General features: G+C 33.8%; 22 protein-coding genes. 15 read left to right on the top strand and 7 right to left on the bottom strand.

Annotated features, from left to right (window positions below):
* Positions 1–341 precede the first annotated feature (341 nt).
* The 5 genes from ACZZZI_RS17750 to ACZZZI_RS17730 all read left to right on the top strand — a co-directional run bounded on the left by ACZZZI_RS17750 (position 342) and on the right by ACZZZI_RS17730 (position 8,176).
* The gene (locus tag ACZZZI_RS17750) at positions 342–1,571 is read left to right on the top strand and encodes a contractile injection system tape measure protein (RefSeq protein WP_463490376.1); all 1,230 of its coding nucleotides are present in this window, start codon (positions 342–344) and stop codon (positions 1,569–1,571) included.
* Between the two features lie 469 nt (positions 1,572–2,040).
* Entirely contained in the window at positions 2,041–3,465 is a 1,425-nt protein-coding gene (locus tag ACZZZI_RS17745) for a glycoside hydrolase family 125 protein (RefSeq protein ID WP_316758843.1), read from the top strand.
* Between the two features lie 145 nt (positions 3,466–3,610).
* On the top strand, positions 3,611–4,984 hold the full coding sequence (locus tag ACZZZI_RS17740) for a carboxypeptidase-like regulatory domain-containing protein (protein ID WP_463490373.1): 1,374 nt from the start codon (positions 3,611–3,613) through the stop codon (positions 4,982–4,984).
* Positions 4,985–5,003: 19 nt separating this feature from the next.
* Positions 5,004–5,735 (top strand): hypothetical protein, encoded by a 732-nt coding sequence (locus tag ACZZZI_RS17735; RefSeq protein ID WP_463490371.1) that lies wholly within the window; start codon positions 5,004–5,006, stop codon positions 5,733–5,735.
* 287 nt (positions 5,736–6,022) lie between these two features.
* Positions 6,023–8,176 (top strand): GH92 family glycosyl hydrolase, encoded by a 2,154-nt coding sequence (locus ACZZZI_RS17730; RefSeq protein WP_463490369.1) that lies wholly within the window; start codon positions 6,023–6,025, stop codon positions 8,174–8,176.
* A gap of 134 nt (positions 8,177–8,310) precedes the next feature.
* On the opposite strand, the gene ACZZZI_RS17725 is transcribed toward ACZZZI_RS17730, so the two are convergent.
* On the bottom strand, positions 8,311–9,924 hold the full coding sequence (locus ACZZZI_RS17725; protein ID WP_424059059.1) for a S8 family peptidase: 1,614 nt from the start codon (positions 9,922–9,924) through the stop codon (positions 8,311–8,313).
* Between the two features lie 256 nt (positions 9,925–10,180).
* Here ACZZZI_RS17725 and serC point away from each other — a divergent pair, with 256 nt between their 5' ends.
* Both serC and ACZZZI_RS17715 read left to right on the top strand, forming a co-directional pair.
* Positions 10,181–11,254 carry a 3-phosphoserine/phosphohydroxythreonine transaminase gene (gene serC / locus ACZZZI_RS17720; protein ID WP_316758851.1) on the top strand — a complete coding sequence of 358 codons (1,074 nt, stop codon included), beginning with the start codon at positions 10,181–10,183 and terminating at the stop codon, positions 11,252–11,254.
* Between the two features lie 60 nt (positions 11,255–11,314).
* Positions 11,315–12,265: a D-2-hydroxyacid dehydrogenase gene (locus ACZZZI_RS17715; protein ID WP_463490367.1), complete on the top strand. Its 951-nt coding sequence runs from the start codon at positions 11,315–11,317 to the stop codon at positions 12,263–12,265.
* A 67-nt stretch (positions 12,266–12,332) separates the two neighbouring features.
* Here the strand turns inward: ACZZZI_RS17715 and ACZZZI_RS17710 are convergent, their stop codons facing one another.
* From ACZZZI_RS17710 to ACZZZI_RS17700, 3 genes are all read right to left on the bottom strand, one after another.
* Positions 12,333–12,479, bottom strand: coding sequence for a hypothetical protein (locus ACZZZI_RS17710; protein ID WP_344770077.1), 147 nt, complete (start codon positions 12,477–12,479; stop codon positions 12,333–12,335).
* A complete protein-coding gene (locus tag ACZZZI_RS17705) occupies positions 12,460–12,978 on the bottom strand; it encodes a hypothetical protein (protein ID WP_463490364.1) in 519 nt (172 codons plus the stop codon). Before ACZZZI_RS17705 ends, ACZZZI_RS17710 begins: the two co-directional genes overlap by 20 nt.
* A gap of 167 nt (positions 12,979–13,145) precedes the next feature.
* A complete protein-coding gene (locus ACZZZI_RS17700) occupies positions 13,146–13,925 on the bottom strand; it encodes an SAM hydrolase/SAM-dependent halogenase family protein (protein ID WP_344770073.1) in 780 nt (259 codons plus the stop codon).
* A gap of 103 nt (positions 13,926–14,028) precedes the next feature.
* Between ACZZZI_RS17700 and ACZZZI_RS17695 the strand changes: the two genes are divergently transcribed.
* From ACZZZI_RS17695 to ACZZZI_RS17675, 5 genes are all read left to right on the top strand, one after another.
* Entirely contained in the window at positions 14,029–14,988 is a 960-nt protein-coding gene (locus ACZZZI_RS17695) for a PhoH family protein (RefSeq protein WP_316758862.1), read from the top strand.
* 89 nt (positions 14,989–15,077) lie between these two features.
* Positions 15,078–15,356 carry a hypothetical protein gene (locus ACZZZI_RS17690; RefSeq protein ID WP_463490361.1) on the top strand — a complete coding sequence of 93 codons (279 nt, stop codon included), beginning with the start codon at positions 15,078–15,080 and terminating at the stop codon, positions 15,354–15,356.
* Between the two features lie 106 nt (positions 15,357–15,462).
* Complete coding sequence (locus tag ACZZZI_RS17685; protein WP_316758866.1) at positions 15,463–16,407, top strand: phosphoribosylaminoimidazolesuccinocarboxamide synthase; 945 nt, start codon at positions 15,463–15,465, stop codon at positions 16,405–16,407.
* Between the two features lie 45 nt (positions 16,408–16,452).
* A complete protein-coding gene (locus ACZZZI_RS17680; RefSeq protein WP_316758868.1) occupies positions 16,453–16,830 on the top strand; it encodes an STAS domain-containing protein in 378 nt (125 codons plus the stop codon).
* 69 nt (positions 16,831–16,899) lie between these two features.
* Complete coding sequence (locus tag ACZZZI_RS17675) at positions 16,900–17,805, top strand: ribonuclease Z (protein WP_463491806.1); 906 nt, start codon at positions 16,900–16,902, stop codon at positions 17,803–17,805.
* A gap of 143 nt (positions 17,806–17,948) precedes the next feature.
* On the opposite strand, the gene ACZZZI_RS17670 is transcribed toward ACZZZI_RS17675, so the two are convergent.
* From ACZZZI_RS17670 to ACZZZI_RS17660, 3 genes are all read right to left on the bottom strand, one after another.
* Positions 17,949–18,905 carry an MlaD family protein gene (locus ACZZZI_RS17670; RefSeq protein ID WP_316758870.1) on the bottom strand — a complete coding sequence of 319 codons (957 nt, stop codon included), beginning with the start codon at positions 18,903–18,905 and terminating at the stop codon, positions 17,949–17,951.
* A gap of 169 nt (positions 18,906–19,074) precedes the next feature.
* Entirely contained in the window at positions 19,075–19,851 is a 777-nt protein-coding gene (locus tag ACZZZI_RS17665; protein ID WP_316758873.1) for an N-acetylmuramoyl-L-alanine amidase family protein, read from the bottom strand.
* 10 nt (positions 19,852–19,861) lie between these two features.
* A complete protein-coding gene (locus ACZZZI_RS17660) occupies positions 19,862–20,725 on the bottom strand; it encodes an N-acetylmuramoyl-L-alanine amidase family protein (protein WP_316758875.1) in 864 nt (287 codons plus the stop codon).
* Positions 20,726–20,799: 74 nt separating this feature from the next.
* On the opposite strand from ACZZZI_RS17660, the gene ACZZZI_RS17655 reads away from it, so the two are divergent.
* From ACZZZI_RS17655 to ACZZZI_RS17645, 3 genes are read left to right on the top strand one after another with little or no spacing between them, the layout of a single operon-like run.
* A complete protein-coding gene (locus ACZZZI_RS17655) occupies positions 20,800–23,463 on the top strand; it encodes a putative LPS assembly protein LptD (RefSeq protein WP_463490357.1) in 2,664 nt (887 codons plus the stop codon).
* 3 nt (positions 23,464–23,466) lie between these two features.
* On the top strand, positions 23,467–24,720 hold the full coding sequence (locus tag ACZZZI_RS17650; protein ID WP_463490355.1) for a competence/damage-inducible protein A: 1,254 nt from the start codon (positions 23,467–23,469) through the stop codon (positions 24,718–24,720).
* Between the two features lie 47 nt (positions 24,721–24,767).
* Complete coding sequence (locus ACZZZI_RS17645; RefSeq protein WP_344770065.1) at positions 24,768–26,099, top strand: dihydrolipoamide acetyltransferase family protein; 1,332 nt, start codon at positions 24,768–24,770, stop codon at positions 26,097–26,099.
* Positions 26,100–26,365 lie beyond the last annotated feature (266 nt).

Genomic DNA, 26,365 nt, shown 5'->3' with positions numbered 1-26,365 from the left:
AATACAACCATTTTTCTAAATGATAAACAACAAGAATTTATTCCCATAAGGAGTAAAGAACGAATGTTAACAACTTGATTTTTAGTTGATTAATAAAAGTTTAAAAACCGTGATTTATGTATTATAACATGGGTTTATTTAATTTACAGCAGGTTGATAACTTTTTTTTATTTGTTAATAACTCTGAAAATTTAATATTTAGGTTTATGTAAATCATAACTATGCTGAAAGTTGAATTAATCTTATAAGACTATGATTATCAATTCTATAATGTGAATTCAAAGTTTGGCTCAGGCCATATTTCTTTAAGTAGACTTACAGCAACTATAAAATAAAAAATTATGGTAACGTCATTTAATCAATTAATTGAACATAACTTACCTCAGTTAAATGCTGTTTTTCCTTTGGGCCAAGATGAACTTAATTTGTTTAAAAATGCAGGGAGGTTTTCAAAAAAAACGATTAGAAACCATCATCGTTTAAGTGATCGGGTAGAGAGTCGCATAAATGATTATGAAGCGCTATCTTACCATTGCCAAACGGGCTCGAATCCATTGTGGATATCACCATCTTCTAGTTTTAAACCAGAAAAAATTTTATACAATCTTTTTATCGATGATTATGAGTTGTTTCTGCAATTTATACAATCTTTAAAACCTGATGCTTGTGTAATAAAAAGGTTAGAGAAACTTATTACCATAACAGATTTTTTCTATTTATATAACAGATTTAATTTAAGTGATAAACTTTTAAAGCATTTCATTGCTTTCCTTAAGCCAATCGACTTTCAAATTTTAGTAGAAGGTTGGCTAAATCAGTTAATCTCCGCTGAAGTTCCTTTAAAAGATACAGCGTTTGAAAACTGGTTAATAAAAATTTGTGAGGGGCAAAGTAAAGTTTCATTATCTGTTAGTTTAATATTAAAAGATATAATCGAAAAAGTAAGCGGGAAAAAAAATGAAAAAATATTGTTAGTTAGCCTTACTGCGATTTCTAATCGGTTGCTTGTACAAAACCGCCCGATTAAAACAAAAGAGAAGGTTAAGCTTCTGAAAAACAAAGTTCCAACTCGCTCAACAACCATCAACAATGCAGGTTTGGTTTTATTGTGGCCATTCTTTAAAAATTTGTTTTCTCATCTCGAATGGTTAAATGAGAATAATTTTAAAGATAATTTAACCAGACAGAAAGCGGTTGTTTATTTACACTATTTAGTTTACGATCAATTACCTAAAGATGAAAGTCAGTTATTGTTAAATAAGATTATTTGCAGTGTTAAGCCAGAAGAAGTAATCGATATTAGTTCAATTAATTTCTCTGAAAAAGAGATGGCAGAGGTTAATGATCTTAAAACGGCTGTTCTTGAGAATTGGGTCGATTTGAAGACATCTTCCGCTCAAGGATTGACGGATACTTTTTTAGTTAGAAATGGAAGCTTAAATAAAAAAGAAAATGATTGGTCGTTAAATGTAGAAAAAAAAGGCTTTGATGTTTTGCTTGGCCGATTACCCTGGGGACTATCGACGATTAAATTACCCTGGAATAATCATCTTATTTATGTAAGCTGGTAAACCTACAATACGCTTAAACGATGAAGTTTTTAACCCAAGTCATGTAGTTTAAAGAAGTATTTCAATACTATGTAACTCCACTATAATACTCGCTGATCTCCATCCAAAATTATCATTACCCTGTAAACAATGGGGCTTTATCAGATGTTGATATTTAAATCTATTTAGGCTGGGTAAAAATAGAATAAAAGCCAGTAGTGCTTATTGTTTTTCTAAATCTTTCACAGTCTATTCATTTGTAAATGGGTTTTATGTGTAAATTCAATACCAAATAAGAAAAACGATTTAGGAATGCCATAATTGATGTTTTTGATTTTGAAGTTCAGCATATTTTAATATATATTTGTTTTAGCACTAACCAGATGAAACCGTCTTAATATTAATGACGGTTAGAATTTAATTTGTTTATATAATTATATCTGATTAGAGTGAATGTTAACCAGAACTAAATATAACACACAAAATAATTATGAAAAGAAGAACTTTTATACAAAACACGAGCCTTTTAGGTGCAGGTGTTGTAGCTTCAAAATTTTCTTTTGCTGCAAATTTAGCACCTGAATTTCCGATTGTAAGGGTTGTAGAAGGTAAAAGACACTTTAAAAGTAAGGCTGTTGATGAAGCAATTAAAACCTTTCAAGCCAATGTTAAAAACCCTGAATTAAGCTGGCTTTTCGAAAATTGTTTTCCAAACACGTTGGATACCACAGTTTATCACTCCGAAAAAAATGGCCGCCCAGATACTTATGTAATAACTGGAGATATTGATGCCATGTGGTTACGTGATAGTTCTGCACAAGTTTGGCCGTATTTGCAATTTGTGAATGAAGATATTCCATTGAAAAAATTAATTGCTGGTGTTATTATTCATCAAACCAAATGTGTTTTAAAAGACCCATATGCAAATGCTTTTTACGGCGATCCAGAAAAAGTAGGTGAGTGGAAAACAGATAAAACTACAATGCAACCTGGCATACACGAGCGTAAGTGGGAGATAGATTCTTTATGTTATCCAATCCGTTTGGCTTATCATTACTGGAAAAAAACAAGCGATAAAACACCGTTTGATGCCGATTGGAAAAAAGGAATTGAGGCTACTTTGAAAACATTTAAAGAGCAACAACGTAAAACAACTAAAGGACCATATCATTTTCAACGAGAAACAGCCCATCCGACCGATAGTTTACCAATGGCGGGTTATGGTTTTCCAGTAAATCCAGTAGGTTTAATTTGTTCGGCATTTCGACCTAGTGATGATGCAACCATATTTCCTTTTTTAATTCCGTCGAACTTCTTTGCAGTAACGAGTTTAAAACAAGCGGCAGAAATGATAAAGGCTTTACAACCTGATTCTACTTTAGAAAGTAGTTTATTAAATTTAGCTGATGAAGTTAATGCAGCGATTCAAAAACACGCGATAGTTAACCACCCGAAATATGGCAAAATTTACGCTTTCGAGGTAGATGGATTTGGTAGTTCTTATTTGATGGATGATTCGAATGTACCAAGTTTATTGGCGTTACCATATTTAGGTTCGGTAAAACTAGACGACCCCATTTATCAAAATACTCGAAAATTTGCACTTTCGCTTGATAATCCATATTTCTTTAAAGGTACAGCAGCTGAGGGAATAGGCGGTCCACATGCTGGCCAGGATATGATTTGGCCAATGAGTATTACCATGAGGGCTTTAACTTCTACCGATGATAAAGAAATAAAGATGTGTATAAATACTTTACAGAAAACGCATGCAGGTAAGGGCTTTATGCACGAATCTTTCGATAAAAACGACCCTGCCAAGTTTACAAGAGCTTGGTTTGCGTGGTCTAATACTTTATTTGGTGAGTTATTATGGCGAACTTACCATGAAAAACCCGCTCTATTAAAAGTTTAATTGTTAAGCCTGTTTCGATAACCGAAACAGGCTTTTTTATTTAGTAATAAGTTTGGGATTAATTTCATATTTTAGATTAATCTAATCCTCATTTTACTTAAGGTTAAATAATTAACGAATCTCTCTAACCAAATTTTATCAACAAATGATTAGAAATTGTTTGATCATCGGTTTAATGCTTTGTTTTATACAATCGTTCGGACAGTCAACAAATCAACATCAACCTTTTGTTAAAAAGATTAATGATTACCTTAATAATTCCCCCCAGGAGAAACTTCATCTTCATTTAGACAAACAAATCTATCGACCAACTGATACTATTTGGTTCCAAGCTTATGCTGTTAATGCTGTTGATCATAAACCAAGCGAAAGAAGCGTTTTTTTGTACGCTGAATTAATAAATACAAAAGATTCTATTTGTAAAAGCTTGCAGTTTCCAATAAATTTTGGCTTTTCGATGGGAGATATTCCTTTATCAGATCAATTTCCTTCTGGCCTCTATCGACTCAGAGCTTATACCTCATCGATGAAGAATAGTGGAGGTAAATTCTTGTTTAATAAGTTGGTTTGTATTGCTGATGAATTATCAGAAAATAATTCAATAGCTTACAGACAATCCATTGATTATAAACCTTCATTTGATTCATTAAAAAACGATGCTGGATATAAACTTAATTTGGACAATACGAAATTGGATAGTCTGTATTTAACTATTTCTACGGATACTGAGCTATTAAATAAGGAAGAGGTAACCCTTGTTCCTTTATCCAATGGGAAGCCCTTATTCATATTTAAAACAAAAATGACTGAACAAGAAATTCATCTAACCATTCCTAAAAATAAGATGCCTGATGGTATAATTAATTTTTCTTTGTTAAATGCAAACGATTTGATTATTGATCAAAAGATGGCATTTAATCCCGTTAAGGAAAGTGGTATTTTAACCCTCAATGATTTAGCACCAATTTACAAAAAGAAAGAAAATGTTACAGTTAATTTAGATGTTAAAAATTGGCTTGGTAAACCTTTAATTGGCAGTTTTTCAATTTCTGTAACTAACGCAGATGTAGTTCCTTTTATTGAAAAGAATGAAAGTACAATTTACGGCAATCTGCTTTTAAATGCCGATTTCGAAAATGGAATAGATTATGCAAATTATTATTTATCTAAACCTGTCGAATTAGATAATATATTACTTTCTAAAAATTGGGAGCGCCCATTGTTTAGCAACCCTAAATCGGAAAGTAAAACTAACACCAATCATCTGGCAGAATTGTCGGGTAAAGTCGTAGATGAAAAACAGCGATTTATTCAGGACGCCGAGATTACCTTATTTCCAGCAGAGTTAGGTAGCGGCAATATTATGAGTACAGTAAGTGATTCAGCTGGGCTATTTCGTTTCGGTATTCCCGATAGTTTAATTTATGGAAGTTTTATTGTAAAGGCAAAAACAAAGAAATTCAAAGAGCTTATAATAGAATTAGATAAAGATAATCCCCCTAATTGTAAAGCCGTTTAAGAGGTATTTACTAGATAGTGTGAATACTCCTAAACAGAAAAAAATTGTAACGCTTAAAAATCAGAAAGGAAAACCATTAATTAATAAAGATGGAATCAACCTAAAAGATGTAGAAATTAGAGATTATAATCCCAAGCCTAAGTTGATAAACTCACATTCTTTTAATTTAAATGGCCCTGGGCAAGCAGATAAAGTTTTTACAGAGAAAGATTTAGAGCACGAAATAGATTGGACAATTCTATTAAGAGTATCAGGTATAAGATTCACAGGTGCGATTAGAGGCGGGCTTCCTTTTGCTGACAGTAATATTTATTCCTCTAGGGGCGCACCTGGAGTACCTATGTTAATTCTAGTTGATGGTGTGGCAAGCAGTTTACGAGCCATACATGATGTAGAAAGCATAGAGATTTTGAAAGATGTGGCTTATTCGGGTATTTATGGAATTCGTGGTGCTGGTGGTGTAATTGTTATTACAACTAAAAAAGGAGATGGAAAATACTATTCAACAACATCTAAAAATATTGCTACATATAAATTTCCTCTTTCCAAAGCAGATAATTTTAATGCCAACGACAGGGATGATGCTGGCTCTACCTTATTTTGGAAGCCAGATTTAATAACCGATAAAAATGGTAAAGCTAGTTTCTCATTTAAGAACAATGATATTGCTGGAAATTATCGAATGATTATTGAAGGTATTAGTACCTCTGGAATACTTTTTAGAAAAGAATATTTTTATAGAGTAGAATAAATAAAGAGCTTACTGAAGAATTATGTAAACCAAATCTATTGGTTGAATTTACCTAAGATTATTTGCTGCTGGGTATCTGTCCAAATCATAATAAATAATTGATCATTTCTTCCATTCCTAAATCATAACATACTGTGTCGGATAATTAATTATTTTTTTTAAACACCAAATATTTTAGAATCATGGTATTTTTAATAAAACGATTTAGGGTAACTTTAATGCTACTTTTTAATCGCATTGGTTGAAATTTTTATATTTGATATACCGACCAAAAATGTATCATTAGTATGAGAAACCGAGCTAAGAATTTATTAAGCCTAATATTAATTTTTTTACTGTCATCTATTGCTGTAAAAAGTCAAACGAATAGTAATTATTCCCGATATGTGAATACATTTATAGGAACGGCTCCATTAACTGATCCTAAAATTTTAGGTTATGAACTTCCAAAAGGATGGCGTTCGTGGGCAGGTTTAACATTCCCTGGTAGTTCTCTGCCAAATGCAATGGTTCAGTTAAGTCCGATGACAGAGTATGGTTCTGGTGCAGGTTACGAGTATGAAGATTCTGTAATATTAGGATTTACACATACCAACAAAGGCCACTGGAATCTTTGCAATATTCCACTTTTGCCAATGTCTAATCCTGGAAGCAAATTTGGCTCTAAATTTTCACATAAAAATGAAAGTTCTGCTCCAGGTTTTTACCAGGTTTATTTAGACGACTACAATGTGAATGTTAGCCTAACCTCAACGTTAAGAGCTGGTTATCATAAATACGAGTTTAAAAACGATAAAAACAGACAAATTCTTTTTGATTTAGGAAAGGCCAACAGTAAAGTTTCCAACTGGAATATCGAGCAAGAAGGAACCTCTGTTATTAAAGGATTTCAGGGCGGCGAAAACGTTTATTTTTATGCTATTATAAATACTAACATTGCGAAACTCGAAAAAACAGAAGAAGGAAAACGTACAGGTTATGCAATCGTCCATTTGGCAAATGAAAGTAAAGCGCCTGTAGAAGTTAAAATAGGTTTATCATTTGTGAGCACTGAAAATGCGAAACAAAATGTATTAAAAGAAATTGGCAAGAAAACCTTTAATGATATTCGCAACGAAGCTACTCAAAAATGGGAAGCAATTTTATCTTCCATACAAGTAAAAGGTGGTACGGAAAAGCAAAAAGTAATGTTATATTCATGCTTGTACCGTTCGTTTTTGTGGCCTGCATTACGTAGCGATGTAAATGGCGAATTTACCGATGCTAAGAATAAAGTGGCTAATACGGGCTTTAATTATTATACTGAACCATCGTTGTGGGATACATACCGTAATAAAGATGTGCTGTTAGGTCTAATCTCTCCTGAAGTTACATTGGATGTAATTAAATCAATGAAAGATGTAGGGGATAAGAAAGGTTTTATACCAACTTTTTTTCATGGCGACCATGGTTCGTCATCTATTGCAGGTGCTTATTTAAGGGGTATTGATAATTTTGATATCAAGGGAACTTATCAAATTCTGCTAAAAAATGCCAATACACCAGAAGGTGCTCGACCGCATATTGAAGAATATATAAAGAAAGGTTTTATCTCAGAACCTGATATTGCCAATCCAGTCGTTGAAACAAAAGCAAGTGCAGGTGTTTCCAAAACCTTAGAGTATTCTTACGATGATTATTCTGTAGCCCAGATAGCCAAGAAATTAGGAGATACCGCTAATTATAGAATTTTGATGGCCAGATCTAAAAACTATAAAAATATGTTTGATCCTTCTAGCAGGTTTATGAGGGGAAAGTTGGCCGATGGAAGTTGGATTACACCTTTTAATCCGCAATTTCCATATTATGAATATATGTATAGAGAAGCAAATGCCTGGCAGGTTTCTTTTTTCGCGCCACACGATATGAAAGGATTAATAGAATTATATGGTGGTCCGAAAGGTTTTGAATCGAAATTAGATTCTTTGTTTACGGTGCCATGGAATCCAAGCTATATCGCCAGAAATGTAGAAACGATGATAGGACAATATTGCCACGGCAACCAACCCGATCATGAAGCTCCATTTGCATATCATTTTATTGGAAAACCTGAAAAATCTCAGAAAATTATAGACAATATACTAAATAATTTATACGGAATTGGTGATGATGGCTTAGCACTTTGCGGCATGGATGATGCAGGCGAAATGTCGTCGTGGTACGTATTCAGTGCCCTGGGTTTATATCCATTTTCTGCTACCGATGCTGAATATATTGTTACAGCTCCACTATTTGATGAAGTAAAATGGAGAGCAAGTAATGGAAAAATGGTTACCATAACAAAACCTGAAAAGGGTAGAGCGATTACTAAAATTATAGTAGATGGAAAAGAAAATAAGGGCTACTTTGTTTCACACGATTTATTTATAAAAGGTGGAAGAATAGATATAATAACTAAATAGGAATGTTATTGAGTAAGCAAAAAGCTTTCTTAAGCTAAAGTTATTATCGAAAAAAAATGGGATGACTCTATCTTCAATTCAAAAAAAAAGGCGAATATCTTGATGAAATTCGCCTTTTAAAATCAATTGTTAAACTACTTTGTAATACTTTTACCTTCGTAAGTAGCTGCTAATTTTAATGCATTATAAGCATTAACAACTCCACCACTAATAGATAAATCTGCAAAAGGAACAGATACTTTAGGAGCATCTGGTTCTTCACCTTTTTTATAATCCACATTGTGATTAACTTTTGTAACTGATTTTACTATAATCTCTTTTACCTGTGCAGCAGATAATTTTGGGTAATAAGAACGAATTAAACCAGCTAAACCAGCTACAACTGGCGAAGCCATACTTGTTCCATCCAGATCTTTATATTTAGAACCAGGAATAGTTGAGTGGATTTTAACGCCAGGTGCGAAAACATCAACTTGTGTTTTACCAAAATTAGAGAAACTCGCTTTCAACGTTTCATCGTCTTTAGAACCAGAGGCTCCAACCGTAATCCACGATGCGATTGTTTTTTCATCTAAATCTTTATGATTTGGAAAATTATTTTCCTTATCAATATCTTTATTTTCGTTACCTGCGGCCTGTACTATTAAAACATCTTTCGAGGCAGCGTATTTCATTGCCTCGTTAACAACGGCTTTGTTCCAGCTATAGGCTTTGCCAAAACTCATATTAATAACTTTAGCTCCATTATCAACAGCATAACGAATTCCGTTTGCTACATCTTTATCGCGTTCATCGCCATTTGGCGTACAACGAACAGCCATAATTGCAACATTATCAGCAACGCCCATAATACCCAGTTTATTGGTTCTATCGGCGGCAATAATTCCTGCCACATGTGTTCCATGCATTGCATCAGGACCAGCTACATCATTATTGCCATAAAACTTTTCTGTATCGTTATTTTGGTCATCACCTACAATGCTTCTTGGGTCGTAGCTCACATTTAAGTTATACTCAATTTGCTCTGTGTAGTATTTTACACCCTCTGTAATTTGCTCATTATAAAAATCGGCAAAACTTCCTTTTTTTAATTCATCAGCAAGTACTTCCTGAATGCGGGCGTCGGCATTGGTAACAGGTTTAAAATTGGCAAAATCCTCTGCAGTTGGGTTGGTTTTACCGATCTTTTTTACAACAGCATCTAAAGCAGCTTTAAATCCATTTAAACCCGATAAATTTGCATTGGCTTCTCCTAATTGAGTCTCCAAATCAGAACGTTCAATTTTAAAAGCTTCGAATGCATTTTTATCTTTTTCTGAAACATTAGCATCTGTTGTATTGGCAAATCTAACCTGATCACGACGAACCAAACGAGTTAATTCTAAAGTTTCGTGATCTACAGAACCTTTTAGCCCGCCAATAAAATTCCACCCATTAATATCATCTATGTAACCGTTTTTATCATCATCAATACCATTACCAGGTATTTCTTTGGTATTTACCCACATAATTCTCTTTAAATCTTCATGTGTCGATTCAACACCACCATCGTTAACTGCGACAATAACTTTCGTTGATTTTTTCCCTTTAAGAAGTTCTTTATATGCTTTTTCTGTACCAATTCCGAAAACAGAATCAGTTTTAAGGTCGAGATTTTGCCAGTTTGCTTTTTGTGCATTGGCTAAAAAAGGTAATGTAATTACAAATGATGCGACTAATGACGCTCTAAAAATTCTACTCTTATTCATTTATTATTTTTTGTATTAAACGGCAAAATATAGTTTTAATTTTTGTGAAATCAGAAAAACATCAAAAAAATGATGTTTACTGCACAATTAAAAGAGTAAACGCATTTTGCTTCTATTTTTTTAATTACAAAAAATGTAACAAAACCATATAATTCGTGCTAATTTTTAACAAAATTTAATTTTTTATGATACGATTTTATAGTCATAACTGCTTTAAAAATTTTACATTTACCGCCATAAAACATTATATAATAAGATGAAGCATAATTTTGGCGCAGGCCCTTGTATTTTACCTCAAGAAGTGTTTAAACAAGCTGCACAGGCAGTTTTAGATTTTAACGATGGATTATCGATTTTAGAAATTTCGCACAGAACAACCGAATTTGAGGCAGTTGTTGCTGAAGCTGATAAGTTGGTAAAAGAGTTATTAAATGTGCCATCGGGTTATTCCGTTTTATTTTTACAAGGCGGTGCAAGTTTGCAATTTGCAATGGTTCCAATGAATTTATTGGGCGATGGACAAACGGCAAGTTATTTAGATTCAGGTGTTTGGGCAACTAAAGCATTAAAAGAAGCTAAATTTGTTGGCAATGTGAATGTTGTTGCATCTTCTAAGGAAGCAAATTATACGTTTATCCCTAAAGATTTTGAAATTCCAGCAGATAGTGCTTATTTTCACTATACATCTAACAACACAATTTACGGAACAGAGCTTTTCGAAGCACCTGAAACGACTGTTCCGATTGTTTGCGATATGTCATCGGATATTATGAGCCGTGTAATTGATGTTTCAAAATTCGATTTAATTTACGCTGGTGCCCAGAAAAATGTTGGTCCGGCTGGTTTAACCATCGTAATTGTTAAGGATGAAATTTTAGGTAAAATTGATCGTAAAATTCCATCGATGTTGAACTATCAATCGCATATTGATAACGGTTCAATGTACAATACACCACCTGTGTTCTCTATTTATGTCGCCTTGTTAAATCTTCGTTGGTTAAAATCAAAAGGTGGCGTTGCTGAAATTGAAAAAGAAAATAAACAAAAAGCAGAAGCGCTTTACAGAGAAATTGATCGTAATCCATTATTTAAAGGTACTTGCGCTGTAGAAGACCGTTCTAAAATGAATATTTGTTTTGTGATGGAAAACGCGGAATTGGAAAAACCATTTTTAAAATTTGCAGAAGACCAAGGTATCGTTGGTATTAAAGGACATAGAAGCGTGGGCGGTTTCCGTGCCTCAATGTATAATGCTTTGCCAATTACAAGTGTACACGCTTTGATTGATGCTATGCAATCGTTCGAAGAAAACCAAGCAAAAGCGAACTAATTTAAAACTATAATCTCGTAGATTAAATGAATGGTTTAATCTGCGCTATCATCAATAACAATGATTAAAATATTAGCAAACGATGGAATAGACCCTATCGGAAAAGAATTATTAGAAAAGGCAGGTTTCCAGGTTGATACAGAAACTATTCCTCAAGATCAATTAGCAGAAGCTTTAAAAAACTATGATGCAATTACCGTTCGTAGTGCAACTAAAGTTAGAAAAGAACTGATTGACGCTGTTCCAAACATCAAATTAATTGGTAGAGGTGGAGTTGGTATGGATAATATCGACGTTGAGTATGCTAGAAGTGTTGGTGTTGCTGTCGTAAACACACCAGCCGCATCTTCATTATCTGTAGCTGAATTAGTTTTCTCGCACCTATTTACAGGAATCAGATTTTTACAAGATGCTAATCGTAAAATGCCTGTTGAGGGAGCAACCCAATTTAACAGCCTAAAAAAAGCTTACGCAAAAGGAACTGAATTAAGTGGTAAAACCATCGGTATTATAGGTTTCGGACGTATCGGTCGTGCAACTGCAAAAGTTGCTTTAGGTTTAGGTATGAATGTTTTGGCTTATGATTTATATCCATCAGAATCTGAAATCACTTTAGAATTTCAAGGTGGTAAATCGGTAAGTATTCCAATTAAAACAGTTTCTTTAGATGAAGTAATTACTGGAAGTGATTTCTTTAGTTTACATACACCATTTGCTGATAAACCGATTTTAGGCACTGAAGAGTTTGCTAAAATGAAAGATGGCGTTGGTATTGTTAACTGTTCTCGCGGTGGAACAATTGATGAGCCTGCTTTAATTGAAGCCTTAAATTCTGGTAAAGTTTCTTTCGCTGGTTTAGATGTTTTTGATAACGAACCTACACCTTTGGCTGAGATTTTAACTCATCCGAAAATTTCTTTAACACCGCATATTGGTGCATCAACTAACGAAGCGCAAGAACGTATTGGTACGGAATTAGCAACTTTGATTATTGAGCATTTTAAGAAATAATCTACTTATCATTTTGAGCTTGTCGAAGACAATGATATTTCGACAGGCTCAATATGGCTTTATTAGTTTAATCTAATGCATTCGTTGTAACCCAATAACGATAACCTAAAATCGCCTTCTGAAAAGCAGATAGCTTATTTGGATCTTTCTTATATAAACTTGGCAGAATAATTTTATTAATCTTCGCCAAAACTTTAAACAGTCCTTTTTTCATAACTTTTAATTTTCTTATTGAAGAAATAAAATCCGCCAGCCATAATTAAAAGTAAGAACACAATGATATAGGTTGAAAAGCCTCCACTATTTTTTTTAGCGTTTTCACTTTTTAACGCTTCATTTTGGTCTTGAAGTTTTTTAATAGAACGCATATAGTTCTGTATTCTTTCTTCAGAATTATCGGCTACGGCTACTTTTTGCTGATTTTGCAAGTCTTTATAATCCATTAATACTTTTAATTCTTTAAAAATATTATTATCAGTTAAAACCACCTGCCGAAGAATTTCATTTGAGTTTTTAATATCTTTTTTGGTTTGCCAACCGAATATTCCAGTCCGTTGACTTAAACTTTCATCGTACTGACCAAATTTAGTGCTTCGTTCAGCCAGTAACGTATTTACTTTTACCCTTTGAGCAGCATATGCTGCTGTGTCTTGCTGGGCAAAAGCCTGAAAATTCACGAATAGGATGGAAAGCAGATAAAAATATTTCTTCATTTTGTATAAACGTGAAAAGCGTGGAAGTTGTTTGAGTCGATGTTCATCAGCTCAGTTGTAATTGGTTTACAAAGTTTCGTCATTGCATGGCACGAAGCAATGACGGCCGTACTTCTGTGTCTCCTTTTATAAAACTTTCAGCTTTAGCCTTTAAGCTTTCAGCTCAACTAAGGATGAAACTCAACCCGAACGATATCGCCAAGATGTAAACCTAATAAGCCACTTGCTTTACCCTTATTAATTGCAATTTCTAAATGGTTACTAATTCCGAATAAGCATAGTTTTTCACCCTCTTGCACTTCGTTATAATGCCAGCTTAGTTGGGTAATGGTTTCGCTTTTTCTAAAGTATAAAGTAAAATCTCTATTCTTTTGAATTTTGGTAAATAATTCTTTAGTAATATTAGTAATTACGTTACAGAATGTATCAATATAAACCACACTTCCACGAATGATATCTTTCTCAATAACAGGATGTAAAAGCATCTTTTGCTCAATCTCTGCTACAGGTAAACCAATATCTCTTAATCTGCCTCCTTTAGCTAAATGCGTAGCAGCTTTCACAAAAATATCAACCAAAGGAAAATGTAAATATTTTAAATCTTGCATAATATTTAACTCAACAACATCCTCTGGAACATCATCAAAAAGCAATGAAAAGATTCCATTATCGGCTCCAACAAAATAATGATCGCGGTGTTTTACGGCAATATATTTAGTGTTTTCGCTGTACACCGAATCTATGCCGATAAGGTGTACCGTATTTTTTGGAAAGTAAGGATATGCGTTTTTTAATACAAAAGCAGCATAAGAAATGTTGAATGACGGAACCTCATGCGTAATGTCAACTAAATTAACGTTAGGCATAAGCGTTAACAGACTACCTTTAAGGGCACTCTGGTAAAAATCTTTCGAACCTAAATCTGTTGTTAAAGTAATTATACCCATTAAAAATTCATTATTATTGCTTATTCTTGTGTGGAGGCATAAGCGTCTGCAAATATTCAAATTTTAATTAATATAGCCCGATAACTTTTTAAAATACTATAATTTGAACGAATTAAAATTAACTCTGGACACCGTAAATCCTGCTCATTTTTGGGGAGCAAATAATGAGAATTACGAAATGATTAAAGGTGCTTTTGCAAAGTTAAAACTTGTAGCAAGAGGGAGTGATGTTAAAGTTCTCGGTGATGAACAGGAACTTAAGTCATTCGAAGAAAAGTTTAACCAACTCGTAGCACACCTTGAAAAGTACAGTTCTTTAACTAATAATGATGTCGAATCGATATTAGGTTCGAAGGCAAACGGAGTAGCAAAAAAAGATGTAGAACAGCCAACTGGTGGGGGCGGTGAGGTGATTGTTTTTGGTACAAACGGCTTATTAGTTAAGGCAAGAACGGCAAATCAGCGTAAAATGGTAAGCAGTATTGCCAAAAATGATATTCTTTTTGCAATCGGCCCTGCTGGAACAGGTAAAACCTACACAGCGGTTGCGTTAGCGGTTCGTGCACTGAAGAATAAAGAAATTAAGCGTATTATTTTAACCCGCCCAGCAGTAGAGGCAGGAGAAAATTTAGGTTTCTTACCTGGTGATTTAAAAGAAAAAATTGATCCGTATTTACGTCCGCTTTACGATGCTTTGGACGACATGATTCCTGCAGAGAAGTTGAAATTTTATATCGAAAACAGAACCATCGAAATTGCTCCATTAGCTTTTATGCGTGGGCGTACATTAGATAACTGCTTTGTAATTTTAGATGAGGCTCAGAATGCCACTGATATGCAGTTAAAAATGTTTTTAACACGTATGGGGCCAACCGCAAAATTTATTGTTACAGGTGATGTTACTCAAATTGACTTACCTAAAAAACAAATGTCTGGCTTGTTTAATGGTTTAAGAATTTTAGAAGATATCAAGGGAATAGACATTATTTATCTTAGCGGAGAAGATGTTGTTCGACATAAATTGGTAAAAGATATTCTGAAAGCTTATGGTGATATACAATAGAAGTTGGCAAGTAAAATAAATGGTCATCACCGTGAGTTCATTTCAGATTCTTTTAAATAAATGAAACTTTAGACATAGATTTTATTTTTATGGAAAGCATCAGTCTTCAAAACAATTTAAAACTTTCTTTTGAAAAATTACCCCATATGGTAAGACTAATCATTTCTAAAAATAATGACGAATGGGTTTGTCGTAAAGAAAAGCTTAAAAACTTAGTTTCTTTTTTGGAAAAAGATAAGGAGCATATTTTTAAAGGAAGACTTCAATTATTTAAGCTAAATGATAGAATTGATATTCAAGTAAAGAATATTGTAATCGCTACCATTTCAGAAGAATCATTTGAAAAAGCATTAAAAAATTTAGAATAAATTAAACCTTGTAGTTATTAAAACTGCGAGGTTTTTTATTAAAAACACTTTATCTTATAACTTATAGCTGCTGACTTTCGGACTTTTTACTTATTTTTATGGCCTCATGAAAGCACTAAAAGAAACCCATTTTAATTTTCCAAATCAGAGCAATTTCTACAAAGGTAAAGTACGCGATGTGTACACTATATCTGATGACTTTATGGTTATGGTTGTATCAGATCGTATTTCTGCATTTGATGTTGTATTACCAGAAGCCATACCGTTTAAGGGACAGGTTTTAAATCAAATTGCTGCAAAATTTTTATCTGCTACGCAAGATATTGTTCCAAACTGGGTATTAGATATTCCAGATCCGATGGTTACGATAGGTCGTATTTGCGAGCCATTTAAAGTAGAAATGGTAATAAGAGGTTATCTAGCAGGCCATGCCTGGAGAGAATATAGTGCAGGCAAACGTTCGGTTTGTGGTGTTTCTTTACCCGATGGTTTAAAAGAAAATGATAAACTGCCTCAACCAATCATCACGCCAACTACAAAGGCATCAGTTGGGCACGATGAGGATATTTCGAAAGAAGATATTTTGGCTAAAGGCATTGTTTCCATAACTGATTATGAAAAATTAGAAGAGTATACTTTTGCCTTATATCAACGCGGAACTGAAATTGCCGCAAAAAGCGGATTAATTTTGGTTGATACGAAATATGAATTTGGTAAAGCTGATGGTGTTATTTATTTAATTGATGAGATTCACACACCAGATTCTTCTCGCTATTTCTATGCAGAAGGTTATCAGGAACGTCAAAATGCGGATGAACCCCAAAAGCAATTGTCTAAAGAATTTGTTAGAAAATGGTTAATTGAAAACGGTTTCCAGGGTAAGGATGGTCAGGTTATTCCTGAAATGACACCAGAGATTGTTAGTTCCATATCTGAACGTTACATTGAGCTATATGAAAAAATTGTTGGCGAAAAGTTTATTAAAGCTGATGCCGATGCCATTTCAAACCGAATTGAAAGCAATGTTTTAAAGGCTTTAGAAACGCTATAGTTTCAAAAGAAAATTTATACATTAGTAAAATAAAGATTAGAAGAGATGAAATTTTCAGTAGATAAACACGATAAATACGTAACCTTAAAGTTAAAAGAATCTAAGTTTACCAATGATAACGCCCCTGGGTTAAAATCAGAATTATACTTGCTTAACGCAGAAGGTTTTAACAATATTATAGTTGATTTAAGTCAGGTAAAGGAATGTAATGATGCTCAGGATTTGAGCTGCCTGTTGGTTGGGGATAGACTTTGTAAATCGGCTGGAGGTTTGTTTATCGTTACAGGAATTAACGATGAATTAGCATCAATTATCGAATTATCAAACATATTTCAATCTGTTACGTTTGTTAATACGTTAGCAGAAGCAACAGATTTCATCTTTATGGATGAATTAGAGAAAGAGTTTAGAGGCGCAAAATAATTACCGTTAAAATAAAATTTAAGCCTCGTAGTTTCCAAAAATCTACGAGGCTTTTTATATCTTACCATGATGAAATTCGAAGTTACAATTTTAGGGAGCAGTTCGGCTACACCTGTTTTTAACAGGAATCCATCGGCACAGCTTTTAAATTGTAATGAGAAATATTATTTAATTGATTGTGGAGAAGGAACGCAGCTGCAATTAGCCAAGTACAATCTTAAGGCCGCACGCATTGATCATATTTTTATTAGTCATTTACATGGCGACCACTATTTTGGTTTAATTGGTTTGCTTTCGAGTTTGCATTTAAATGGCAGAATTAAGCCCATGCAAATTTTTGGGCCAAAACCATTGCTCGAAATTTTAGAAATTCAGTTTAAATATTCAGATACTACGCTCCGCTATCCAATTGAATTTTTTCCGATTGAGGCGAATGAATCTCAGCAGATATTTGAGAATGGCGATTTGATAGTTAAAACTATAATTTTAAATCATCGCATTTCAACTACTGGTTTTATTTTTGAGCAGAAAAAAAGGCAACGAAAGCTGATTAAAGAAAAAACTGATGATATTCCAATGGCTTACTATACCGCTTTAAAAAAGGGTATGGATGTAGAATTGCCTGATGGTACAATTATAAGAAGTGAAGATTATACAACTCCAGCAGATCCCCCTAGAAGCTACGCTTACTGCTCGGATACGATGTATGACGAACGATATTTTTCTATCATAAAAAATTGCAATACGCTTTATCACGAAGCGACTTTTATGCACGAACTCTTAGACCGGGCAAACGAAACCCATCATACAACTGCATTACAAGCAGGAGAGATTGCTAAGATAAATGGAATAGATAAATTGCTGATCGGACACTTTTCCTCTCGTTACAAAACACTACAAATGCTTTTAGAAGAAGCGCAATCTGTTTTTGAAAATACCGAGTTGGCAGTAGAAGGTAGAACTTTTAGTTTGTAACTGTGTTCCTATTTTTAAAGCAAGAAAATAGTTTAGATATCCCTTCTTTAAAACAAGATATAAAGCAGCAACAATAATTTATTCTATAAAGAAAGCCCTACAGTTTTGCTGTAGGGCTTTCGGTTTTATAAGCTGTATAGTATTTACTTATCATCTTTTTTGCTGCCACCTCCAAATACGGAGAAGTGTACGTAACGCTTAGGGTTTGCTTTTAAATCTATCATTAACTCATCAAGATTTTTTGAAGCGCTATTTAAGTTGTTGTACATTTTATCATCATTCAACAGTAAACCCAAGGTTCCTTTACCATCTTTAATTCCAGAAATTACACTTTGTAAATCTGCAATTGCATTATTTGCATTATCTAATGTTTGCTTAAAATTAGCTGCAGCAAATTTATCTGTAACGGTATTTATATTGGTTAAAATATCGCTGATTTTCTTATTGTTATTATTTAAGTTAGCTGTAATACCTTCAACGTTTTTAAATATTGCTTCAATACGTGCACTTTCCGATCCAACTAAACCATCAACTTTTTTCGATGTGGTTTCTAAAGAAGCAAGTGTTCCAGCTATACTGTTAAAACTCTTATCAACATTTTTCTGGAAGTTTGGATTTAAAATAGAATTCACACTGCTTAAAATAGAATCCATTTTGCCAATAATTAATTCAGCTTTCTTTTGAACTGGCTGAACCTGATCCATTAATCCCTTTTCTACATTAGCATTAAGTGTAAAACCATCTTCTGCCATTTTTTTAGAATCGCCTAACGACATTACAATAGCCTTACTACCTAAAAGATCGGTGCCTTCTAAACGGGCAATACTATTTTCAGGGATTTCGTATTTACTATTAACACTTAGGGTTGCTAAAATTGTGCCACCTGGCTCTAACTGAAGTTTCGCAACTCGGCCGATTTGATAACCGTTAATTAAAATTGGTTTTGATACAGTTAAACCATCAACCCGTGTATATCTGGCAAACAATGTTGTTTCGCTCGAAAAAATTGAATTTCCTTTCAAAAAGTTATAGCCGATAATTAATAAAGCAATGGCAAATGCAGCTAAAATACCTACTTTGGTTTCGTTCTTAATTTTCATGTGTTTCTGTTTATTGGCTGCAAATCCTGATTTTTTATTATCAATAATTGCTAGAGCGCTCTATTATTTTTGTTGTGCAAAGGTATTTATAATACATAATGTTTGCATCAACGTTTTTGTTTGGTATTTGTTATTTTTTTAGCAAAATTAAAAACACTTATAGTGCCAGTTATTTTACTTCAATGTTTTTTTTGTAGGTTTTAATTGCTGCCAATATGGATTCAGCAATCTCATTTTGTCCTTTTTCAGAGTTTATATATATTTCTTCAGCTTTATTCGATATAAATCCAACTTCGGTAAGAACCGCGGGCATTCCACATCTCTGTAATACTAAAACTCCTTGTTCTTTAACTCCACGGCTAAATCTTTCGTCGCGTTTTATATAACTATCCTGAATTAATTTTGCGAATTTAATGCTTTTATCGCGAAAGGCATTTTTTAATAGTGATAAAATTATAAACGTTGTTGGGTTATTGGGGTCGTAACCATCGTATTTACTTTTATAATTCTTTTCAAGTTTGATATCTGCATTCTCACGGATTGCAGCATCTTGTTCCTTTAATCGGTGAGAACCAGCTACTAAGGTTTCTACACCTTTAATTCCTTTATTACCTGGTGGCATGGAATTACAATGAACAGATATAAAAAGATCAGCATTGGCTTCATTGGCAATTTCTGCTCTACGATACAGATCTACATCAACATCCTTTGTTCTGGTGTAAATAACTTTTATATCAGGTAAATCTTCTTTTATTTTATTCCCAAGTTTTAAAGCAACCTTTAACGAAATATCTTTTTCTTTCGAAAAACTTCCTGATGCACCTGGTTTTTTACCTCCATGACCAGCATCAATAACGATTGTTTTGATTCGATAGCCTTGACCAAAGCTTTGATTGATAGTAATTAATAAAACAAAAAGAAATGCAACTAGAAGTTTAATCTTCATCTATAAATAATTAAAAAGATGTTTCAGATAAGCGTTTATAACTTTTTATTGCTTTAATAATTCCGTTTACAATCTCGTTTTGACCTTCTTGCGAATTCATATAATCTTCTTCATCAGGATTACTTACAAAACCGATTTCGGTTAAAACTGCTGGCATTGCCGCACGAGCTAAAACAGCAAGACTTTTTTCTTGTACACCGCGGTTAATTCTGCCTGCATTAACATATTCTTGCTGAAGCATTGAAGCAAACTTTAAACTTCTATCTCGGTTAGTTTGTTTCATTAACGATATCATAATATCATTTTCAGGGGTATTGGCAATAAAACCTTCGTAGTTCTTTTTGTAGTTATCCTCTAAAAACATCGAAGCATTCTCTCGTTTGATAACCTCATCTTGTTCGCCCAATCGGCCCGTACCCGAAACAAATGTTTCTGTACCTCTGGTAGAAGTGCTTTTAGAAGTTATAGTTCTATATACTGGTACTTTTCTACCTTTTACTTTTTTATAATAATCAACCACTCTTGATACACGCACGGGCATATCGTTTAAGTGGATAGAAATGAAAAGATCGGCTTTTGCATTGTTGGCGATATTAATACGTTCGTATAAAGGAATAAATACATCCGTTTCGCGGGTGTAAATAATTTTTATGTCTTTAATACTATCTTGTAAAGCCTTACCTAAATTTAAAGCTGTTTTTAAAGCAACATCTTTTTCTTTAGAATAAATACCGTGCGTGGCACCATCTTTACCTCCATGACCAGCATCGATAACAATTGTTTTAATTTTATACTCTTGCGCAAAGGCTTGATTATCAAACGTATTTAGTAACGTTAAACAAATAATAAATGTTAAAAATTTTTTAAGGTACATCAATGGTATATTTTTCACTAATTTTGAACGTTTTTGATTAAGCATTTGTGCAAAAATAACATTCAAATACGAATTTGAAACTTCTTAGCAACTCTATTTTACTATTTTCTGTCATTTTATTAACACTAGCTGTTGGTAAAGCTAACGCATTTTCTCGTTTTTCATTGCAACAGGTTATCCAACAAGACACTTCTAAAAGGGATACCTCAAAAATAAAATCGAAAAATAATAGCGATCTCGATAAAAAAGTAGAATACAAAGCAACCGATTCGGTTGTAATGAGCAAAGACAAAAATATTATATACATGTATGGAAATGCAAGAGTTGTATATGGTGATTTTGAATTGGATGCTGATTACATTCGATACGATCAGAAGAATAATGTAATTTTTGCCAGCGGGAGAACAAATCCAAAAACAAAAAGATATGTAGGCCGACCTATTTTTAAATCTGGTACCGAAGGTTCTGCGATAGCGGATTCGTTATATTATAATTCTGCCACAACCAGAGCCAAGGTTTTCGGTGTTTTTTCGCAACAAGATGACGGTTTTTTCTCTGGCGGACAGAGTAAGAAACAGGCAGATAATGAGTTACACATCAAAAATATGATGTACAGCACTTGTAATTTACCGCATCCACATTTTGGATTAATGATTAGTAAAGGCATCGCCACTGAAAAGCAAATTATAACCGGCCCCGTTTATATGATTATAGAAGACGTGCCTACGCCTTTTGCTTTACCATTTGCTTTCTTTCCTAAAACAAATAAAAGAACTTCGGGGATACTTTTGCCAACCCCTGGAGAGGATGCTTCACGTGGCTTCTTCCTCCAAAATGCAGGGTATTATTTAGGCCTTAACGATTATTGGGATGCGAAAATATTGGGTACCATTTACACCAATGGATCCTATGAAGGAACTTTATCCAGCAACTATATTCAGCGTTATAAGTTTAACGGAAATATAAATATTAACTATGCAAATTCCAGAAATGGTATTCAAGGCCAAGAAAATGTAGGGAAAAATTTCAGGGTAGGCTGGTCGCACAGTCAAAATGCAAATGCTCACCCAGGCTCTACCTTTACCGCCAGTGTAAATTTGAGTTCGAGTACATATTATACCGCAACAGCCGCAAACTCATCTTACGATCAGAGTGCTATTGCTCAAAATGTTTCAACCAGTTCAATTGCATACTCTAAGGTTTTAGCTGGCGGATTATTTAACTTTAGTACTGCATTAAGTGCTAACCAAACTTTTAGTACCAAACAAATAGATTTACAGCTTCCTCAGTTTAACTTAAATATGTCAACTATAAGCCCGTTCGATTCAAAAGACAGGACAGGCGAGCAGAAATGGTATCAAAAAATTACAGTAGGCTATAGTTTACAAGGAAATAATAGCATTTCTACAAAGGATAGTATTTTGTTTAAACCAGAAGGACTTCGACAGCTTAAAAGTGGTTTTTCTCATAATATCCCTATCGGGATGAACTTTACATTGCTTAAATACTTAACATTTAGTTTGGGTGGAACCTATAATGAAGTTTGGAATTTCCAAACTATAGATAAGCGTTATACAAAATATACTGATGGAACTTATACTTTTAGAACCGATACATTAACAGGTTTTAAACGGGCTGGAAGTTATAATTTATCGACCAGTATGTCTACCAAGGTTTATGGTAAAAGTAAAGAATTTAAAAACCTGGGTAACATTCAACAATTAAGGCACGTAATGACGCCATCGGTTAGTTTTACTTATTCTCCTGATTTTGCCGATCCTTCGGTAGGAATTTACAAATATGGTTTAGATCAAAACGGACAAAGAATTAGAGACTTGAGCACTGGCAGAGATGTTACCTATTCAATTTTCGAGCAAAGTGCTTTTCCTGGTTCTTTTGGAGGAAGACAAGCATCCATAGGCTTTACTTTAGATAATACGACTGAATTAAAAGTTAGATCTCCAAAAGATACAACTGGTACAGGGAGTAGGAAAATACCAATTATTCAAGGTTTAACTTTTAGCGGTAGTTATAATTTTCTTCAAAAAACAAGAAAGTTATCCGATATAAGCTTTAGTGGTCGTTCGCAGTTTACCGATAAATTAGGTATTAATTACAATGGTGTTTTAAATCCATATTTGCTACGAGATTCTACAAATATTATTACTGGAGCATTTGTTCAAAAGTTAGAAGATAGCCGTTATTTTTGGCAAGGTGGTAAGTTTTTGCCACGTTTGCAAAGCTTCGGGTTCTCGTTCGATTACGGCTTTAATGCTGATGCAGTTAAAAAGAAAAACGAAAATTACGATAATTTAAAAGGGCAAGTTGAAAAGCAAGGTATGACACCGCTTAAATCGGAACAATTAAATGCAATTAACCGTGATCCTAATGCATTTGTTGATTTTAACATTCCCTGGAATTTTGCATTTCAATATAGTTTTAACTACTCTAATATTTTAGGTGTAAGCCAAATTACCAATACATTAAATTTTAATGGCGATTTTAACCTTACACCAAAGTGGAAATTTACTTTTAATGCAGGTTACGATTTCAAAAATAATGGCTTAACACCAATGAATATTGCAATTTACCGTGACTTGCACTGCTGGGATATGAGCGTAAACTGGATTCCTTACGGTGCATACAAAAGTTATTCGGTAACAATTAAGGTTAAATCTTCTATCCTGCAAGATTTAAAACTGAGTAAAAGACAAGGTTTCTACAATACCTATCAATAAATTATGTTAGCAGAAATTATAACCATTGGCGATGAAATTCTAATTGGTCAGATTGTAGATACCAATTCGGCCTGGATGGCTAAGCAATTAAATTTAATTGGTGTTTCTGTAAAACAAATTACATCAGTTTCTGATGATGAGCAACACATTTTAACTTCTATTGCCGAAGCCGAAAAACGTGCTGACATAATTTTGATAACAGGTGGTTTAGGACCAACTAAAGATGATATTACAAAGAAAACTTTAGCTAAATATTTTGGTATGGGTTTTCGTAGAGATGATGGAGCATTAGAAATGGTGGCATCAATCTTTAAAAAATATAATCGCCCGTTATTGGATATAAACATACAACAAGCAGATGTTCCTGATGGTTGCGAAGTTATTGTAAACAGAAACGGAACTGCACCTTGCATGTGGTTCGAGCAAAACAATAAAATTTTTGTTTCGATGCCTGGCGTGCCTTACGAGATGATGTATTTAATGGATGATGAAATTCTTCCAAGAATTAAATCAAGATTTAAGTTACCATCAATTGTTCATAAAACAATTCTTACAGCAAATATTGGCGAATCATTTCTTGCTAAAGAAATTGAGGAAATTGAAGACAGTTTGCCTCTACATATCAAATTAGCCTATTTACCAAAGTTAGGTCAGGTGCGTTTACGTTTATCCACCAAAGGCGATAATGAAAATGCATTAAAAGCTGAAGTAGAGCTATATTCTAAACAAATTATTGAAAAGGTTAAAAAGTTCGTTGTAGTTGATGAAGATATTCCGCTTGAAAAAGCGATTTTGAATATTATGAAAGCTCGGGGCTTAACTTTATCGACTGCCGAAAGCTGTACTGGCGGATATATTGCTCATTTAATTACGCAGCATCCAGGCTGTTCTTCGGTTTATTTTGGTGGCGCAGTAGCTTATGCATACGAATTAAAAGAATCTATACTCGGCGTAAAAGAAAACACACTTACAAAATTTGGCGCTGTTAGTGAAGAAACCATTATAGAAATGGCCGAAGGAGCAATAAAACATTTCAAAACCGATTATTCTATAGCAGTAAGTGGAATTGCCGGACCCGATGGAGGGACAGAAGATAAACCAGTTGGAACAGTTTGGATTGCAATTTCATCAAAAAATAAAACTGTAGCTAAAGTGTTTACTTTCAGTAACAAACGTATTCAAAACATCGAACGTTCGGCTGCATCGGCCTTAGCAATGTTATTAAATCTACTTAAGGAAGACGAGTTGAACGAATAAAAACTGTATTTTTGTCGCAATACCAATATAATATACTGTAATTTAATATGGCTCAATACGAATTATTGTTACCAAAAATGGGTGAGAGCGTTGCAGAAGCAACGGTGATTAAATGGGTAAAACAACCAGGTGATTCTATTGATTTAGATGATACCATTCTTGAAATAGCTACCGATAAGGTAGATTCTGAAGTTCCATCGCCAGTAGCTGGTAAGCTGGTAAAGCAATTATTTAAAGAGGATGAGGTAGCTCAGGTTGGAGATGTAATTGCAATTATTGAAACTGAGGGTGGAAGCGAAGTTAAAACCGAAACAGTTACTGAAGTTGCTCCTGTAGTTGATGAAAAAACTGAAGTTATTCCTGGTATCGAACAATTACCAGTTGAAAAAACTGTTCCACAAACTGTTCTTTCGGCCTCTGATCGTTTCTATTCTCCGTTAGTAAAAAGTATAGCTTCTCAAGAAAATATTTCAACAGCAGAACTCGATTCAATTAAAGGTTCTGGTGCTGATGGTCGTTTAAATAAAGACGATTTATTAAATTATATAAATAGCAAGAACGCTGGGCAGCCAGTTTCTACCACGCAGCAACAAGCTGTAGAAAACAAGTCTACTGCAGCGCCATCAGTTGTTTCTACTCCAAACAAACCTTCAACTACTTCAGTTTCTGGTGGCGACGAAATTATTGAAATGGATAGAATGCGTAAACTTATTGCCGATCACATGGTGATGAGTAAATCAACTTCACCACACGTAACTTCATTTGTTGAGGCCGATGTAACCAATATGGTTTTATGGCGCAATAAAGTAAAAAATAGTTTCGAAAAACGTGAAAATGAGAAAATTACATTCACGCCGATTTTTGTAGAAGCTGTAGCTAAAGCAATTAAAGATTTTCCGATGATTAATGTTTCAGTTAATGGAACTCAAATTATTAAGAAAAATAATATCAATATTGGTATGGCAGCAGCATTACCAAGCGGGAACCTAATTGTTCCCGTGATTAGAAATGCGGATCAATTAAACTTAGTTGGCTTAACTAAGGCTGTTAACGATTTAGCTTCGAGGGCTAGAAATTCAAAGCTAAAACCAGATGAAACACAAGGCGGAACATTTACCTTAACAAACGTAGGTTCTTTCGGTAATGTGATGGGTACGCCAATTATTAACCAACCTCAGGTAGCTATTTTGGCTGTAGGTGCAATTAAAAAGAAGCCAGCTGTTTTGGAAACTGAACATGGCGATGTAATTGCGATTCGCCACATGATGTTCCTTTCATTGTCTTACGATCATAGAGTTGTAGATGGTTCGTTAGGAGGAATGTTTGTGCGCAGAGTTGCTGATTACTTGGAAACCTGGGATTTGAACAGAGAAATTTAATTAATAAAAGAAAGTCAGGTTTTTAAAAGAGGGCACTGAAAAAGTCCTTGTTAAAAATGTCGTATTAAATATTGAGAAAAAATGGTAGATAAGGCCTCTTAGAATCCTCTAAATGGAAAATAGAATTTAAGAGATTGCGAATATCATAAAGAAAAGGGCTTATGAATGTTTTATTCCATAAGCCCTTTTTAAATGGCTAGTTTTTCAGTGCCCTCTTTTAAAAGCTTGACTTTTTTAATTTAAAATCAAATTTATCCAATTTTTGT

This window comes from Pedobacter sp. AC190 (assembly GCF_979258025.1).
The sequence above is the reverse complement of the archived record's forward strand: the minus strand, read 5'-3'. Positions and strand labels throughout refer to the sequence as shown.